This window comes from Bacillus sp. AFS001701, from assembly GCF_002559405.1.
Classification (GTDB): Bacteria; Bacillota; Bacilli; order Bacillales; family Bacillaceae_G; genus Gottfriedia.
In genome coordinates this window covers 1-18,968 of the sequence record NZ_NTZO01000006.1, presented here as the reverse complement: position 1 = coordinate 18,968, position 18,968 = coordinate 1, and the positions used below count along the sequence as shown (strand labels likewise).

Genomic DNA, 18,968 nt, shown 5'->3' with positions numbered 1-18,968 from the left:
AATTTAGTTCAAAAGCTTGCAGAAAGTCCAGATGTTGCGTCTGTTTGGTCTCAAGTAGAATATTCTTTACCTGATGAAGGAAACTCTCAAAAATCAGCGACAGCTACATCAGCTGGCAAGCCAACTTCAGCACTTTCCCATTTAGGGATTGATAAGCTTCAAGCTGAAGGGAATACAGGTATTATTAAAACAGGTCCACGTGCTGGGCAAAAGGTTAAAGTGGGTGTATTGGATACAGGAATCGATTACAACCACCCTGATCTTTATAAAGTAACACATGATGAAAATGGAAAATTATATGGTGGTCATGACTTTGTAAATAATGACGGAATTGATGCAACAGGAAACATTAAGTATGTGGATGACCATGATCCAATGGAAACAACTTATGATGATTGGGTAGCTGATAAGGCGAACTCAAATCCAGTTTGGGGAACACCACCTTCAGATTATAAGCCATATATTACTTCACATGGAACACACGTTTCCGGTACGATTGCAGCAAATACGACGAATAATAACGATGTTTATTCGGCAAATGGGGTAGCACCTGATGTGGCTCTTTATGGTTATCGTGTATTAGGACCAGGAGGACATGGAACAACGGAATCTGTACTAAGTGGTATCGATCAAGCTGCAAAAGATCATATGGATGTAATTAATCTATCTCTTGGTGCAAATGTTAATGATCCATTTTACCCAACAAGCATTGCAATTAACAATGCTACTTTAGCTGGAGTTGTGTGTGATGTTGCTGCAGGTAATAGTGGACCTGGGCAAGCTACAGTAGGTTCACCAGGAACTTCGGCACTGGCAATTACTGTTGGTGCAAGTACAATCCCTGAAGAAATTGCAACAATGACTGTTAAGAATGGTTCAGTTTCATATAAATCACGTTTATTTGGTAAAAACTTTTCACAAGCAGACGATGTTTATAAAGGTCAAACACTTCCGATCGTTGATGTTGGCTTAGGAAGTGAAGCAGATTATAGTGGAATTGATGTGAAAGGTAAACTTGTTCTAGTAAAGCGTGGCGTAGACTATTTACAAACAAAAATGACAAATGCTAAAAATGCTGGAGCAGCTGGAATGATTATCTGGGATAATACAGCTGATACTGATTCTCAAGGTTATATTCCTAATTTCTTAGGAGTAAGCATGGATAATGTTTATTCTATTTCATTAACTCAGGAACAAGGACAAGCTCTTTCTGATGCGATTAAAAAGGACCCAAAATCAGCTAATATTACGTTCCCTTCTACACTCGATGCGCCTATTACTAAGAGCGGGGATGAATTAGCAAGCTTTAGCTCAACAGGCCCAGTTAAAGATTGGACAATTAAGCCAGATGTAGTTGCACCTGGGGTTGATATTTCTTCAACAGCTCCATACGATATTTGGGAGCCAAATGCAGCACATGATTATAAAATTGGTTATCAGATTATGTCTGGTACATCAATGGCAACTCCTCACGTTGCTGGGATCTCAGCTTTAATTTTAGCTGCACATCCAGATTATACACCGGCTGATGTCAAAACAGCATTAATGAATACTGCTAAAGATATTAACACAGATTCAAAGACTTATAGTGTTTATCAAGTAGGAGCAGGACGTGTTGATCCATCACGTGCTATTAAAGAAAATGTAAAAATTCAAGTTTTAGATAAAACAGTTACAATTGATAATCTAGCTGATAGCTCAACAGCACATGAAGTAGATAACATTACAGGTAGCATGTACTTTGGTTTTAAAGGTAGAGGAGAAGGTGCAACGAACGGTTCAGATGATGTAGTTTCTTCAAAAGATTTTAACGTTTCTAACCAAGGAAGTAGCACTAAAACATTTAATGTAAGTACGGAATTTATTTCCTCAAAATTTGCTGGGTCGAATAAAGTCGGACCAGGAACAGGAAATGATGTTAAAATTGATTTTTCGGTTGATGGAAATAACGTGAAATCGATTAATGTCGGCGGAGGAAGTACAGTCAAAGCTACGGCAAAAATAACGGTTCCGTCAAATTCACTTGAGGGTACTTACGAGGGGTATATTCACTTAATAAATGCAGCGGACTCATCGGAAACTTATCGAATTCCATTTACAATTACAGTTGCGGAAAAAGGAATTAATACGTTCAATGTTGTGCTAAAAGCTGTGGCAGAAGGAAATATTTCAGCTTATAATGTTTCTGTTAACAACGAAATGGAAAACTTATATATTGTTGTGAAGGATAAAGACGGGAAATATATAGGTGTAACAAACACATTATCAAGCGGTAGAAATTTTATCCCAGGTGTCCAATACGGCCCACTATTAACTCTTTTTAATGGATGGTATCTTCCATTTACAAAGACATACGATGGAACATATGACGAATCTGGCATTGCAGATAAGGTGGAAGTACTAAAAGAAGGTAGTTACTCTCTCGAGATGATTGCTACTGGTAAAGATGGAAAACGTTACACAGCGGAAGATACGGTCTATGTTGATGGTACTCCGCCGACTATGACGATGGATTCTGACTCCAAACCGGGAATCTATGAAATCGATACGACAGGGTACCTACCTGGACAAGAAATTAAAGGATTTCATGGTACGGTTTATGACTCGAACGTAGACGTGATGAAAAATAATGGAGAAACATCAGTACCTAGTCCTACGACTGGCAAACCTGTTCCTGTTGATCAAGGATTGAATATGGTCACTGGTTATCAAGACAGTTATTACCCAACAGTTTATTTCAATACAAATGAGAAAGGTCGTTTCCACTTTGGTGTGACGAAAGAGGACGTAGCAAATAAACTAGGTAGTGATTTTATAATTGACCCTACAGATTATTCGGGAGAAAATGATTATGAGATCAATAAACAAACTTATTACTTTATTAAAAAAGGAAATCCTTACGTTACCCTAACTTCATCTAATGGAGTAGATGCAGGACCAGGTACCGAAGATAAAGTAGTTGTCGATCCGAATAAACCATTCAAAACAACAATCGCAACAAAATATGGTGTCGGAATGACTGGCGGTAAATTTTTACTGAATGACCATGGTGTGTACAAATTCTCTAATATCCGACTAACAGATGAGTATAAAAACTATCTGATTAGTAAAGGAATCGATCCAACTACCGTTCTTACTGTAGGTCAACCATACACGCATCAAAATTATCAAATTGGAAAAACAACAGATATCACAATTTCAAATATAGGTTCAGCAGGTGCTCTTGATCATGATATGCCGATTATTGAGGCAGATGTAACTTATACAAACCCTGAACCTGTAGTAGGAGAATTTCCATATAACTTGTTGCAAGTGAATTTAACATTGTCAGGTGCAGATACAAGGGTTGCGTGGTTCCCGGTTGATATACCTTATGTAAGACAGTTCACTTCTTTGATTAGAGGACGTGTAGCAGCGGAATCTTTCTCGAAAAACAACATTAATAACAACTATCCACAATTCACTGTTGATTCAGGTGCGAAGGTAACGGCTACAGATACAAATGGTAAAAAATTTACAACAGATCAACCGACAACAGCTAATAATACAATGGCTTATGCGTTTATCAACCCATATTATGCTTTGACAGCTGATGTAAGTGACAAGCCATATTCTTTGGAAGCAAGTGTACCAGGACATTTTAAAGGATATGCAAAAACACCTGTGATTGGTCAAAACAAATTCGGTTATCAATCAGGTACAGTAAAGGATCTTCCGAGTCTCTTCCCAATCCTTTTAGGTGGAGATGTAAATGGTGACAACGTCATCGACATGATGGATTTACTGAAAGAAATCGATGTTTATTACCAATATAAAAACTTAACTAATTTTAATAATCCAGATAATAAGGTTGCAAACAAGACAGCATTTTTAAATGCTAACCGTGATGCAGATATTTATTGGATTAAACCAACAGGATTTGGTTATGGAATTGACTATAATGACTTCTATTACATCTTTAAAAACTTTGGTACGAAAAATCAAAGTGCGATTGATGCAGGTCTAAGTGTTCCAGATACTCAACTAACAGTTGAAAAAGATACGACGATCACAACGAATTATGCCGGTTCAATTACGTTAAATGCTGGTGACACATTACAGCAAGTTATGCAAAAACTTAATTTTGCAGGTCCAGCTCAAGCAGTCTCAACAACACCTAAATTACAAGACTTGCAAAATGGAGCAACGATTTCAATATCTCCATCAAGCACAGTGTTCGTTGATGATGTTGTGTGGAGAAAAGCAATTACAAAAGTTATGCTAGGATCAACTGATGTAACTGATAAAGTAACAATTAGTCCGGCTTACACGTATTATGATGCACATGGTGTAAGTCAAACAATGCCTTCAAAAATTACGTTACCGGGTTCTTTATTCCCGACGGCAACGAATTATACAATTACAGTGAAGGCAACAGGTTACCAAGATGTAACGAAAACGTTAACAGTATCAACGGTGCCAATTCCGACGCCTGCGATTCCAATTATCACAGACCCAACAGTAGCGCATATTGGGAATGATTTAACGTTATCTTTCCAAGAAGATGCGAACTGGCGAAATGGTATCAATAAAGTAATTATGACTACTAATAGCGGTAAAACTGTGGATATCACGAATTTAATCAATCCAGATACAAATCAAAAATATTACGACATTAGCAAACCAGGAAAAATCACGTTTAATGCAAAAACATTTATGACGGATTCTACTCTTGATCCAAATAATACTTCAACATATAATCAAGCGACAATCAATCCTGGTGGTAAAAATTATTTACCTCAGCTTTACAAATTTACAATTGGCTCGACAGGTACAGATGGAACAGTTTATCCAGATACTATAGCAGGTTTTGACCCAATTTACACTGCGCAACAGCCTGTTGGTTATAGTATTACATTTGACAGTCAGGATGGCTCAGCCCCTAAGTCGATGGCAGTAGGATACAGACCGAGCGCAAGTCGTTCGAATGGTCCGACTAGTGATTTAGTAAGTTTTTATAGTCCTGCACCAACAAGACCGGGATATAAATTTCTTGGTTGGTATAATGAACCATCTTTAAAAACAGTATGGGATGCAGGTCCAATAACTGCAGACAAGACTGTTTATGCGAAATGGCAAATGAATACGACTCAAAGCTACTCACCAGTTGATAAAGCGAATCCGGATGGATTAAAATTCGACGGAAGTAACGGAGGGGTTTCTGGAGTTGGTTGGATATTAGGAGAAGGCGATTTAAAAATCAATATTCCTGACTATTTAACAAATGTTTCTTGGTTAACATCTAAGGACAAGATTGCCAATATCGAGGCAACATTCTTTCAAATGAAAAGCGATGGTTCAACAGAAACAACACCAACGGTTTATACGTTAGATCCAAGTACCTATGACTTGACGTCAAATGGTAATAATGGAATCCTTTCCTTTAAAACAGCAACTCATGATGAAGCTGTTCAAGCAGGTCAAACGAAATTAGGTGAGAAATTTGCCTTCAGTGAGATGCCAACGTTATCAAATGCAGGGGCGATTAAAGGATATAATATCAAACTAACGTCATCAACAGGGGAAGTAGTTACGATCCCTAATATTCAACTAGGATACAGACGTCATATTGACTTGAACGGTGGATCCTTAAAGAATGCAAAAGACTTATTCTTTGCCGATACACTTGTCAATGGTTTGGCGACAGCACCGAATATGATCACAGGTCCTTCTCATGTAGTAAATGGAAATCTGACGATTAGTTCAAATCTGTATCTAGATGCAGCTAACTCAATTGATAAGATGTCTGATATTTCAATGGATAACGGTAAATTTATAACGGATAATGTAACTTATTATCTATGTTGGAATAAAGTACCACCAACGGTTAATAAAGATGTTGCTGGAAACATTGTAGGAAGCGACATTACGTTAACATTTAATGATGACGGGACTTGGAAGAATAATATCAAAGCAGTGAACATCGGTGCTAAAACTTTAGAACTAAATAAGGATTACACGATTTCGAATAATAGTATTACCCTTAAGGCTGCTATTTTCACGAATGCACAAAAGTTCAATGTGACGATTGTTTCAGAAGGGTATAAAGATGTAATTGTAGTTGACCAAGTTGTCGGATATACGGTTACGTTTAATTCAAATGGCGGAGATCCAGTTCCAGCTCAAATCGTAGACAGAAGTGCGACGAAACCATTCGATCCATCAAAAGCTGGATACAAGTTCTATGGTTGGTATAGCGATCAAGATTTAACAATACCATATGATTTTGATAATATTGTGACAAAACCAATTACACTTTATGCGAAATATGCTTTAGCAGGATCTTTTGTAACAGCAGATACAACGGATAATGCAATAGGAAACAATATCGTATTAGAGTACATTGATAAAGATTGGGCAAATGCGATTAATGGCATCACTATTAACGGACTTGCAATAGACGGATCGAAATATACTGTCGATAAAGAGAATCGTACAATTACTTTAGACAAGAGTCTATTCTCAAGAGCGAGAGATTATCAGATTTCGATTAAGGCTACTGATTACGCTGATGTATCATTAGTTCAAAAATTAGTAAATGGATATAATGTACATTTCGTAGTACCAGGTGATGCACCAGCTGAAGTAAAAGAAGCAACGAAAGATCAAATTGTAGCACGAAGAATCACAGCACCAACTGTTCATGGTTATGAATTAACTTGGTTTGCAGATCAAGATTGCACAATCCCTTGGGATTTCACAAATTCAATTTACTCAGCAAAAACACTTTACGGAAAATGGAAACCAGCAAAATACACTGTCATCTATGATACACAAGATGCTGGACTAGTAGTTTCAGTAAAAGCTGAATACAATTCTTTACTTGATGAAACAAAACCAACAAGAACTGGCTACACATTCGTTGGTTGGTATAAAGATGCTGAAGGAAAAGAAGCTTGGAACTTTGAGACAGACAAAGTTACTGACAACATGATCCTTTATGCGAAGTGGAGTATTAATTCTTATACTGTTCACTTCGATAGCAATGGTGGTAGTCAAGTTGCTGATAAAGCTACTGATTATAACACAGGAATCACTGCACCAACAACAACGAGAACTGGTTTTACTTTCGTTGGATGGTACAAAGATGCTTTAAATACAATACCTTGGAACTTTGCAACGGATAAAGTAACAAACGACACTACGCTATATGCGAAATGGCAAATCAATTCGTATACAGTGAAATATGAGAGCAATGGTGGTTCTACACTTCCTGCTCAAACTGCGGATTACAATAGTATCTTAAACTTACCAACACCAACAAAAACGGGTTATTCATTTGCTGGATGGTATAAAGATGCTACATTAAATACGCCAGTAGGAAACACTTTAACATTAACTAGCAACATTACACTTTATGCAAAATGGAACATTAACACGTATACTGTTACATTTAACACTACTGGTGGAAGTTCAGTTGCTTCAAAAACAGCTATTTACAATGCAACAATTAGCCAACCAGCAGCACCAACTAAAAAAGGCTTTGTATTCGTTGGATGGTACAAAGATGGTGCAGGAAAAGTGGCATGGAACTTTGCGACAGATCGAGTTACTTCTGATACTATGATTTACGCTAAGTGGGAAAATGTCCCAGGTAAACCATCTAATGCAACAACAGCAAAAAACGGAAGTACTTCTGTTAAATTAACTTGGTCAAAAGTCTCAGGTGCAACTGGATATGAAATTGTTAAATCAACATCAAAAACAGGTTCATATTCTCACCTAACTAGCGTGACAACAACTGATTATACGAACAAAGGATTAAGTAAAGGTAAAACATACTACTACAAAATCCGTTCTTACAAAATGGTTGGATCACAAAAAATCTATGGCGAGTGGACAAGTGTAATGTCTATTAGGCTATAAGAAAAGAAATAACAAGCAGTACAAATTACTCTCAAACTAAAAAGGGTGCTTATGAAATTAGAGAAGATGGATTAAACACCCTTTTTGGAAAAGTAAAACGATTAGATCAGCTTTTTCAAATTAAAAACTTTCCCTTAAAAATATTTAAAGACAAGAATACGATTTAAGTTGTATTCTTGTCTTATTTTTTAATTTCAATAAAATTACAAGCTTATTGTTACGCATGTTGAGACTAAATATGTTAATAATAAGAAATAATTGAATTTTTTTAAAGCGTTAATATAAAATTGAATTCTGTAAAAAAGTAATAGATTTAGTATTCTTAAGGAGTAGTTGAAGTATGAATTTTGATCAAATGGAACATATTGTAACTGCAGCAAAAGAGTTGTCAATCACGAAAGCTGCAGAAAAATTATATATCTCTCCTTCTGGAATGAGTCAATCCATTACTCAATTAGAAAATGAGCTTGGCATAAAAATTTTTAACAGATCGAAACAAGGAGTTACACCAACTTTTGAAGGGAAAATTGTTATATCAAAAGCGATTATTTTATTAAATACGATTAAAGAGCTTAATAAAGAAATAGATGATATTAAGAATAGAAGCAGCAATCATTTAAAAATCTTAACAGCACCTACTTTTTCGGCAATTCTTCAAGAAACGATGATCAAATACAATGAGAAAAATAGTGAAGTGTCATTTGAAGTAGTTGAAGAAAACCCTGCTTATATGATTCAGAATTTTAGTAAGCAAGATTATGATATTGCACTGATTCCTAGCACAATCGAAGAATTAAAGAAAGAAAAATTTATTGGTTATGAACATTTAACGAAAGGGCATATTTGCATCGCGGTTGGTAAGAAATCTCCGTTTTATTCTTATGAATTTGTCACACCAAACGAACTAACGAATGCAAAAATTGTAATGTATAAAAACTCAGACTATAAGACATTGCAAAAAATCTCTAAACTGAATCCCAAAAATGTAGTCCTTCAAACAAATAGAAGTAGCTTGCTTTATGAACTTGTGAAAGAAAGCCAAGCCATTTTATATTTACATAATTTTTCAATAAGAAATCGCCCGATCGTTTTAAATGGTGACATTAAAATAATTCCTTTAAAGGAAGAAACGTTTTTTGATTTAGATTTTTGGTTGATTTACTTACAATCAAAAGGATTATCAACACTTGCGAAAGATTTTATGGATGAATTTAAATTGCAGTTTAAAAATAGTATTTAAAAAAGATAGTGAAGGCAGCATAACAACTGACTACACTATCATTTTTTTAATTATTCTTCAAGTTGAGATTCAGTTCCCAATGCTCCTGTACTTAATATGGAAACGGTCACTTTCGGTTTGATTTCAATAGTAGGATATACCTTTTGCCAATTTAGCTTTCGCCATTCTTCTGGCTGATGTTCTTTTAAATATCTTCCAATACCAAGCACATCACTATTAGCAACTTGGATTTCTTTGATTACCTCTTGAGCTCTTTTATTTAAATCATTCTTAATAATGGACCACATTTCTTTTTCATGTAACATTTTAAATGATGTAATTCCGTCTATTCTAACAAATGCATCAATTTTTAAATTTACTTCTATTTTATCTTTAGAAGTCGTAATAGAGAAATTAGTTCTAGGTCTAATGATTTCATAAGATATTGTATTGTATGGTGCTTCATATTTTTTAGGAAGCTTTGTAATAAAATGGCCGGTTTTTCCATATTTTCCCATCAGCATTAAAAGAACAGGAGATTGTTCAGTAGTTATGAAATGACCAGTATAGCTAGTATTATGCATTAGTCCGGAACCAACAACTTCTACGCGTTTATCTGATGATACATCTACAACTGGGATTGTGAAATCAATTCCATCTTCAGAAGTATAAGTAAAAATATTAAACAACTCCATTTTTTGAGCGATGGATGTTGACTCTGCATTATCAATTGTATCCGTTAATACAAATGACAATGGTTTTGAACCAATGGTTTTTAATTTCAAAACGTTTTTTGCAGGTTGCTTATTTGTTATAGCGACAGATACATTTAGATTTGAAAATGTTCTACGCCGAAAGGTACTTAAAAGATGAATAAATTTAGTTTTCGAGAAATCTTCACCTAATAATATAACCCTCGTTTTTGATGTCGTTATATCTCCGGGTAAAAATGATTGTATTTCCATCCCAGCATGAGATACTGAATTCTTCTTTGTAGATTTAACGTATTCATTTTGGAAATCGAAGACGCCAGCTCCTCTTCCGATAAGATCAAGTATTAGTGCATTCACCTCAGTTTTTTTATCTTGATCTATATCAATACTAATCCCATTTACTAAGGTTTTTTCTGTAATTGGTCTTGAATCCCAGCAACCAGTAGCTACTAAAAGTAATAAAAATAAACAAATAATGATTTTTAATTTGCGAATCAATTGAATAGCCCCCTAACTTTATTAATTAGGAACAATAGGCATGGAATAATAATAATAAATAAAGGGTCTAAATAACTACTGAAATTTACAATTGTTTCTCTTCTGATTAGATGGAAGGAAACTAACGGATAAAAAGCAAATACTACTATAATGATGAAAAGTAATATGCTTTTCCTATTTTTTACAATTAATGATAGTCGCTTATGCACATCTTCACTAACGATATAAATATAGCTAACTACTGTAGCACAAATGACAATTGTCCATAAGCTTAAGAATATCGTATCTAAACTTTCAATCATTTTCGAGTGATAGGTTTTAAAAATATATAGAATGGGGTCTATGATATAACTATTTTCTTTGTTACTTAATCGAATATAGGAAGTAATAATAATAAAGGTATAAAAAATTGTCGTAAAGAAATTTGCAAATGTTAAAGTAAATAATTTCTTTTTTGTATCTTGAAAACTTGGTGCTATAAATAAAAAAATTTCAAAACCTAACATTTCAATAAAGGACGAATAAGCACCGGAGCCAATCTTTTTTATTGGAGATTGGCCAATAGGTAATATTCTACCAATATGAACATTATCATAAGCAGATAGTAAAAATAAGATAAAGATTAGAAAGATAAAAGTACAAAGTACATATGTTCTAGCAATTGTTAGAATGTCCTTTTTCGCAACAATGTACGCTGTTAATAAAAATAAAATAAGTATAAGCCAAGACGGGCTTTTAGGAAAAATCCATATCGTGATAATATCTGAAAATCTCATCGATATTACAAGCACAACATACAAAAAATAGACGTAATAACAAATATTTATACATGTTCCAATGAATGGATTCGTTATTATTTTTGTATAGTCAGTAAAGCTTTTGCCTGGAAATTTTTTATATAAACTATAATAAAGAAGTATTAAAATTTGAACAATCATGCCACCTATTAGAGTTGAAATCCATCCGTCATGGCCAGCAACTTTATACATATTATTAGGAAAGCTAGTTATAGCAACACCGAATTGCGTAAATATAATTAAATAGAATAGGTGTTTATTATTAATCATGACGATTTCCCCTTTCTATTTTTAAAAAGAACAAACTCAGAGAAACCTGGATTTTCAACATATCGAAAACTAAAGGCTTTAATTTTTGATAGGTGAGCAAAAATCATAAAGACGCCTAAACTAATTCCAATAAATCCAAAAATTGATGAAAGAATTAAAAGCGGTATACCCATAATTCGTGCAGCAACCGACATTTCCTTTGATGGAAGTGAGAATGATGAAACGGCAGTAATCGCAATTACAACAACCATTGAATTTGAGATTAAATTCGTTTGTACAATAGCCGTTCCAATGACAATCGCTCCAACAGTACCAATGGTTGCTCCAATAGGGTTTGGAAGTCTTAAAGCAGCTTCCTTCAACAGCTCTAAAATAATAATCATCGAAAAAGCTTCGATTAATGGTGGAAGTGGGACATTTTCTATTGATAGCTTTAAAGTATAAAAAATTGAAACTGGCAAAATATTTGAATGAAAAGTTGTAATCGCAATATAAATTGAAGGTAATAATACAGCTATCCAAAAAGCTAATATTCTTAAACAATAGAAAAATACTCCAAAAAACCATCGGAAATTAAAATCATCTGCAGCTCGAAAATAACCATAAATATCATAAGGAAACAATAATGCACTAGGATCATTGTCAACCATAATAGCAGGTTTTCCTGATAATAAATGACGGACTGTACGATCAGGTCTTTCAGTGAACATTACCTGTGGAAAAGGTGAAGAAGGATATTCTTCTATAATGTTTTGAACATGTACAGACTCAATCATTTGATTAGGTTCGACTTTTCCATTCGACTCAAGTTTTTTTATTTTCTCTTCAATTGTTTCAATCATAAATTGAGGTGTTATATCATTTAAATAAAAAATGGAAAGGTTTACAGGATATTTTTTACCAACAGTTATATTCTTGATAATTAATTCTTTCGTACGTAATCTTTTTCGAATTAATGTTGAATTGATTTTAAGGCTCTCCACAAAACTGTCATGAGCACCTAATGTTACTGTTTCAGAAACTGTTTCTGATATTGAACGGTCGCTATTATTACTAGGTGCAGAATATGACTTTGCTTTACTTTTATTATTATCATTAAAAACAATAACATTTCCAGAAAGAATTGCTTGTATACATTCATCAAGTGTATATGCATCATCAGAATCTAATATAGTCGTAATGATTCGACCTGAATGATCTTTTGAAACTACTCGTTCTAATATATGTGTTTGAATAACCTCTGAATCGATCATTGTATCTAGATAACATAAATGAAGAGTTACTTCACCAATTGAATATTTTTTAAATTTAAAATCTGAACTTGAATGAAATTCGTTTTGTACTTCCTCAAGCATGGAGGTTTTTTCATTTACTTCCATTTAAATCAACTCCTTAAAAACTCCGCAAAGAATATAAGTATTATTCCCTGTTATAAATTGGATATGTATGGAAAAAAATCCTAGATTTCACAAAATACATAGGTGTCAAAATTTAAGCTTATAAAGAAGGTAGAATAACTAAACTTCATTTTTTATCGTTCTGATTAAGATGCCTGATTCTTCTATCTGGGCATTTTTTTAGTATTCAAAACATAAATTTTTAAAGTATCTCATATAAAAGAAAGCTTAAATTAAATATTGCTAAAGTATTAAATACTTTATGAAATGTTTTTTACGGAAGGGGTTGAGAACACATCATGCATATAATCGGTAAAGGAATACCCCGAAAAGAGTCTTTCGAAAAAGTTACTGGCTATGCAAAATATACTGACGATTTTGAGGCAAATGATATGCTTCATGCTCAATTAGTAACAAGTCCATACGCACATGCGATCATTAAAAATATTGATGCAACTGAAGCTCTGAACGTGCCAGGTGTCAGAAAAATAATATTTGGTGAAAATCTACCTTTAGTAGGAGAAGGAATACTTGATCGTCATCCAATCGCATTTGACAGGGTTCGATTTTTTGGTGAAGTAGTTGCAATCGTCGTTGCGGATACTGAATATATGGCAAATCAAGCAGCTAGTTTAGTGAAAGTACAATATGAATTACTTCCTGTTGTCAATTCTCCGTCAGAAGCACTTAAACACGACGCGCCTCTTCTTCACCCCAACCTTGGAGAATATGAAAAAACAGAAGGGGTTTACCCAGAGCCAGGAACGAATATTGCTACAAGAATTAAAATTCGAAAAGGCGATTTTAACAAAGGCTGGAGAGAAAGTGAAGTAATGGTTGATGAGAGTTTTGCTTTCAGACCATCTGATCATGCTGCGATGGAGACAAGATGTTCATTTGCTCAAATACATCATGATGGCACCATTGAGATTACTACTTCTTCACAAAGCCCTTTTATGGTTAAGGATTTGATTGCTGATTATTTTGGAATAAAACCTGGAAAAATCATTGTAAACACCCCTTTTGTTGGTGGGGGATATGGTGGAAAAGGGGCAGTCCAGTTAGAGCTTTTAGCCTATATTGCTTCAAGAGCAGTAAATGGACGATTAGTAAAAATATATAATACACGAGAAAATGACATGCTTTCATCACCTGGACATATTGGACTTGAAGCGAATGTAAAACTAGGATGTACAAAAGAGGGAATGCTCAAGGTTGCAGAGATTCAATTTTTATGGGATGGCGGAGCGTATGCTGATAAATCAATTGATTTAACACGGGCGGGAGCAGTTGATTGTACAGGTCCTTACAATATCGAAAATATTTGGTGTGATTCTTTTTGTATGTATACAAATCATCCATACCCAGCACCTTTTAGGGGGTTTAGTCATTCAGAAGTACATTTTGCATTTGAAAGAGCGATGGATATTCTTGCTAGAAAATTAAATATGGATCCAATTGAACTAAGAGAAAAAAACGCAATTAAACCAGGTGATCAAACGCCTACTCAAGTTGTATTAAATTCTAGTACAGTTGGTAATCTACCTAAATGTATTGAAAAAATGAAAGAATTAATCAATTGGCAAGAAGGTCAGGTTATTGACTTAGGTAATCATAAATTGAGAGTAAAAGGAATTAGTTGTTCTTGGAAAACTTCTACCATTACGCCAAATGCAAGTTCAGGTGTTATATTAATCTATAATGAAGATGGAAGTATTAATCTAATTTCTGGAGTTGTAGAGATTGGTCAAGGGACAAAAACAATTCTTGCTCAAATGTTAGCAGAGATTCTAAAAATGAATGTAGACGATATTCATGTTCAAATGAAGATCAACACATTAAATACACCTGAGCATTGGAAAACTGTTGCAAGTAGAGGGACATTCATGGCTGGAAGAGCTTTGCTAGCAGCTGCTGAAGATTTAATTCGTCAATTAAAAGATATAGCCTCATTTGTATTGCGTGCTCCTGTTGAAGATTTAGAGGTTGGTTACGGTAAAGTATTTTTAAGAAGCGAACCTACTAAAAATGTAGCGATAAAAGATATCGCTTATGGATATACTTTCCCAAATGGAAACTCGATTGGTGGACAAATAATTGGAAGAGGACACTATATTTTAACTGGCTTAACTTATATAGATCGGGAAACTGGCGCTGGAAAACCAGGACCAGAATGGACGGTTTGTGCACATGGTGTAGAAGTAGAAGTCAATCTGAAAACATATGAATATAGGATTCTTAAAGCTGTTACAGCCGTTGATATTGGCAAAGTACTAAATATTAAAACTGCAACTGGTCAAGTAAAAGGTGCAATGAGTATGGGATTATCTTTTGCTGGAAGAGAAACGTTTTATTTTGATGGACAGGGGAAGGTACTAAATCCTCAATTACGAACTTATCGACCAATTCGATTTGGAGAGAACCCTAAATATGAAGTAGCTTTTATTGAAACGCCACAAATTGACGCTGTTTTTGGTGCGAGAGGAGTAGGAGAGCACGGCTTACTAGGTATGCCAGCAGCTCTTGGTAATTGTCTTTCTACTGCACTTTCAGTTAACATAAACAATTTACCAATTATCCCAGAACTATTATGGAAAGTAAAAGAAGGTGGGGTATAGTTTGTTATCTTCTAATATAGATTACTATAAACCAATGACCATTAAAGAAGCATTGGAGCTTTTTTATTTTTTAAAAGCTAAAAACAAAAGGCCAATCTATTATGCAGGTGGTACAGAAATCATAACACTAGGTCGATTAAATCTGGTTGAAACAGATGCCCTGATCGATATTAAAGAGCTAAAAGAGTGTCAATTATTTGAGTTTAATGAAAGCTATTTAATATCAGGTGCTGCCATTTCACTTACAGATATTGAAGAAAAAAACCTATTCCCATTACTATCTGAAGCATCTATGGGAATAGCTGACCGTACGGCTAGAAATAAAATTACCTTAGGTGGAAACGTATGTGGTCAAATTTTTTACCGAGAAGCAATTTTACCATTTCTTCTTTGTGATAGCCAAGTGGTTGTTGCCGGGTACAATGGTGTAGAAGCTTTTCCAATCGAACAAATCTTCAATCAAAACTTACAACTCCAAGACGGACAAATTCTAATCCAACTTTTAACGGAAAAGAAATATATAAATCTACCATATATGAGCATAAAAAAACGTCAGCAATGGGATACGGGATATCCACTACTGACGATCGCATCTATTAAATCGGATAATCAATTGCGTTTTGCTTTTAGTGGGCTATGTCCTTTTCCATTTCGTTCAAAGCAAATGGAAGCCGAGTTAAATAATTCGAGCTCGAGTATAGAAGAAAGAATCCAAAAAGCAATACAATTTATTCCAGGTGAAATACTTGACGATGTTGAAGGCTCAAAAGAGTATCGACTATTTGTACTAAAAAACACAATAGAAGAGATAATGATGGAATTGGAGGGAAGGTAATGGACCAGTCTCCAAGCAAAAAATTAAGTGTTTCTTTAAATATTAATGATGAAATTCGACAAGTGGAGATCCGGCCAGTTGATACTCTTCTTTATGTGTTGCGAACAAAGCTTGGTCTCACTGGCGCAAAGCCAGGTTGCCTAAATGGAGATTGCGGAGCCTGCTCAGTCGTTATGAATGGTACTGTTTATAAATCATGTATCATGCTTGCCATCGAGGCAGTAGGACAAGAGATAACGACAATTGAGGGGTTAAAAGATTCACCTATACAAAAAGCATTTGTTGAAAATTTTGCGTTTCAATGTGGTTATTGTACTCCTGGATTTATTATGAATTGTCATTCCCTTTTATTAAAGAATCCAAATCCAACCTATGAAACGTTGAAGGAATGGCTATCCTCTAATATTTGTAGATGCACATGTTATGAAGAAATCAATGAAGCTGTTTTATCAGTTATCGAGAATAAAGAAAAAACCAATGAATAATGGGCTAGAAAAAGACGAATAGTGATCTCTAATTCATCTGTGTTGTATCACTAGCTTTTCGTTGTGTAAAGAAGAAAATAAACGAAATGACGGAAATTGCCAAAAGAAAAACTTGGGTATCAGTAGGTCTTACCGTAGGGATATCTGTTAAAGACATAATCACCATTCCTTTATTTACTAAAGATTCGCGGATCAATATCAAAATGTTTCGAAACAATTTTTTTACAAAAGTAATATGTTTTTTTTAGAAAAGGAAGTGTCGGTTCGCTAACTGGCGCACCAAAAATGGGCCCACTGACATTGAGTGAGAATCTACCAGGTCCTATTACAGAGCTTACAACTCGAACTTCATCAATTAATAATAAAATCGCAATGATTAGATCGATTACATCTATGAGAGCATTTGTTAATTGATCTCCATATTTACTTTCTATCCGTTCTCTACCTAATAAGGGTCCACTTAATGAAAGACTAAATTCACCAGACGTTACAAAAACACCTATTAACGTAATTTGACCAGTTAATAATAGTGCAGCAGTAGCGACATTTAAGTCTCTTTGTAGAGTAGCAATTATACGGAGGTCTTCTTTAATCTTAGAGTTATTCATTGCATCACACCCTCAAGCCTATAGTATTCAATAAGTGCCCAAGTGTGAATGGAGAAAAGGTGGAGGAAAAGAAGAAAGGAAAAAAGATTTAGACATAGAATGTTCAATATCCTGATGCTGCTACACTTTATTCGTAGCAGCATCTTTATTTTTAGGCTTAGAATTGATAAAATGTATATTGGTGCTATTCAATATTAAGAAATTATTAAATCAAAATCATAAATGGAGATTTTACTAAATAAAAATGAAAAGAGAAGCAACGTTTATGAACCACTTCCTTTTGGAATGTGGTTATGTTTGTATAAGTAAGATAAACCCATACTACTTAGGCAAATAGGATAAAAAGCAAGGAGGTTGTAGAATGGATGTGAAAAAGTTTTTTCAAAGTGGCACGTTTAGACGATTAGCGATCTTTTTATGTATCGCCTTAGTGTTGATTTTAATTCGGAAGATAATAAATTTAGTATTACTAATATTCATTTTTACTTATTTAATGGATCGGATACATAAATTTATTACGAATAGATTGAATAAGATACTGCCAGTTAATCGTTTAGTTGTTGTCTACTCATTGTATGTGGTCATTGTGGCGGCGTTAGTATTTGGAATCTATAATTATTTACCGATTATTACAACTCAGGTTGTTCAACTAATCGTCCAAATAAAAACATTTTATATGAATCCACCAGATGAACGAATTATTAACTATATCGTTACAGCAATTAAAAAAGTAGAAATATCAGGTTATACCGAACAGGGATTAGACTTTTTATATAAATACGCGTCTAATATTAGTCAATGGGGGATCGAAGTATTAATTGCCCTCGTCCTGAGTTTCTTTTTTCTACTTGAAAAGCCTCGAATTATTGCTTTTACCCGAAAATTTAAAAATAGTAAAATATCACTATTTTATAATGAAATGGCGTATTTTGGGGAAAGGTTTTCACGTTCTTTTGGAAAAGTGATTGAAGCGCAGTTTATCATTGCACTTGTGAATTGTATCCTATCGGTCATAGCATTAAATTTTATGGGATTTCCTCAGTTAATCGGTTTAGGCTTTTTGATTTTCTTACTTGGTTTAATCCCTGTAGCAGGAATGTTTATTTCTTTAATTCCACTTTGTACGATTGCCTATACAATCGGTGGTATGGCTCATATTATGTATGTTATTATCATGATTTTAGTCTTACATGCGATAGAAAGTTATTTCTTAAATCCAAAGCTTATATCAGCTAAAACAAACTTACCTGTTTTTTATACATTTCTAATTCTCGTTTTCTCAGAACGCTTTTTTGGCGTATGGGGTCTGATCATCGGTATTCCTGTATTTATCTTTTTACTAGATGTATTAGGCGTAACAGATCATGATACAAAAAAGTAGAATCGACTTAATAAATGAATAAAGATGATATCGTGTTTTTAAAACGATATCATCTTTTTTTATGTCTTTCCTACTGTAATTACCGATTTAATAAGTTTAATTAGATGCTTCTTCCTGCTTTTCCTAAATCAAATACCCAACTTGACATAAATTGGAATTTTGCTGGACAAACTAAACAAAAATATGTTTAAGGTCATTTTTAATTTATACTGAACAATCTACTTTATTAGTAAGTTTAGAAA

Annotated in this window: 11 protein-coding genes; 6 read left to right on the top strand and 5 right to left on the bottom strand. The window is 34.2% G+C overall.

Annotated elements, in window-relative coordinates; genetic code table 11:
- Both CN514_RS00635 and CN514_RS00630 read left to right on the top strand, forming a co-directional pair.
- Window positions 1-7,905: InlB B-repeat-containing protein (locus tag CN514_RS00635; protein WP_098230920.1), on the top strand; the 7,905-nt coding region annotated here is incomplete at its 5' end.
- Between the two features lie 340 nt (window positions 7,906-8,245).
- Entirely contained in the window at window positions 8,246-9,145 is a 900-nt protein-coding gene (locus CN514_RS00630; RefSeq protein ID WP_098230918.1) for a LysR family transcriptional regulator, read from the top strand.
- A 50-nt stretch (window positions 9,146-9,195) separates the two neighbouring features.
- Here the strand turns inward: CN514_RS00630 and CN514_RS00625 are convergent, their stop codons facing one another.
- The 3 genes from CN514_RS00625 to CN514_RS00615 are packed head-to-tail and all read right to left on the bottom strand — an operon-like array spanning window position 9,196 to window position 12,781.
- Complete coding sequence (locus CN514_RS00625) at window positions 9,196-10,335, bottom strand: Ger(x)C family spore germination protein (RefSeq protein WP_176525734.1); 1,140 nt, start codon at window positions 10,333-10,335, stop codon at window positions 9,196-9,198.
- A complete protein-coding gene (locus CN514_RS00620) occupies window positions 10,332-11,402 on the bottom strand; it encodes a GerAB/ArcD/ProY family transporter (protein WP_098230914.1) in 1,071 nt (356 codons plus the stop codon). The genes CN514_RS00625 and CN514_RS00620 overlap by 4 nt, the downstream gene beginning before the upstream one ends.
- Complete coding sequence (locus tag CN514_RS00615; protein ID WP_098230913.1) at window positions 11,399-12,781, bottom strand: spore germination protein; 1,383 nt, start codon at window positions 12,779-12,781, stop codon at window positions 11,399-11,401. Before CN514_RS00615 ends, CN514_RS00620 begins: the two co-directional genes overlap by 4 nt.
- A 317-nt stretch (window positions 12,782-13,098) precedes the next feature.
- Here CN514_RS00615 and CN514_RS00610 point away from each other — a divergent pair, with 317 nt between their 5' ends.
- The 3 genes from CN514_RS00610 to CN514_RS00600 are packed head-to-tail and all read left to right on the top strand — an operon-like array spanning window position 13,099 to window position 16,737.
- The gene (locus CN514_RS00610) at window positions 13,099-15,417 is read left to right on the top strand and encodes a xanthine dehydrogenase family protein molybdopterin-binding subunit (RefSeq protein ID WP_098230911.1); all 2,319 of its coding nucleotides are present in this window, start codon (window positions 13,099-13,101) and stop codon (window positions 15,415-15,417) included.
- Window position 15,418: 1 nt separating this feature from the next.
- Window positions 15,419-16,252 carry an FAD binding domain-containing protein gene (locus CN514_RS00605; RefSeq protein ID WP_098230910.1) on the top strand — a complete coding sequence of 278 codons (834 nt, stop codon included), beginning with the start codon at window positions 15,419-15,421 and terminating at the stop codon, window positions 16,250-16,252.
- Window positions 16,252-16,737 (top strand): (2Fe-2S)-binding protein, encoded by a 486-nt coding sequence (locus CN514_RS00600; RefSeq protein WP_098230908.1) that lies wholly within the window; start codon window positions 16,252-16,254, stop codon window positions 16,735-16,737. The genes CN514_RS00605 and CN514_RS00600 overlap by 1 nt, the downstream gene beginning before the upstream one ends.
- 28 nt (window positions 16,738-16,765) lie before the next feature.
- On the opposite strand, the gene CN514_RS26285 is transcribed toward CN514_RS00600, so the two are convergent.
- A complete protein-coding gene (locus tag CN514_RS26285) occupies window positions 16,766-16,894 on the bottom strand; it encodes a hypothetical protein (RefSeq protein ID WP_286141495.1) in 129 nt (42 codons plus the stop codon).
- A 13-nt stretch (window positions 16,895-16,907) separates the two neighbouring features.
- The gene (locus CN514_RS00595; RefSeq protein ID WP_098230907.1) at window positions 16,908-17,345 is read right to left on the bottom strand and encodes a hypothetical protein; all 438 of its coding nucleotides are present in this window, start codon (window positions 17,343-17,345) and stop codon (window positions 16,908-16,910) included.
- Window positions 17,346-17,706: 361 nt separating this feature from the next.
- On the opposite strand from CN514_RS00595, the gene CN514_RS00590 reads away from it, so the two are divergent.
- Window positions 17,707-18,726, top strand: a complete 1,020-nt coding sequence (locus CN514_RS00590; RefSeq protein WP_098230905.1) for an AI-2E family transporter — start codon at window positions 17,707-17,709, stop codon at window positions 18,724-18,726.
- The last annotated feature ends 242 nt before the right edge of the window (window positions 18,727-18,968 follow it).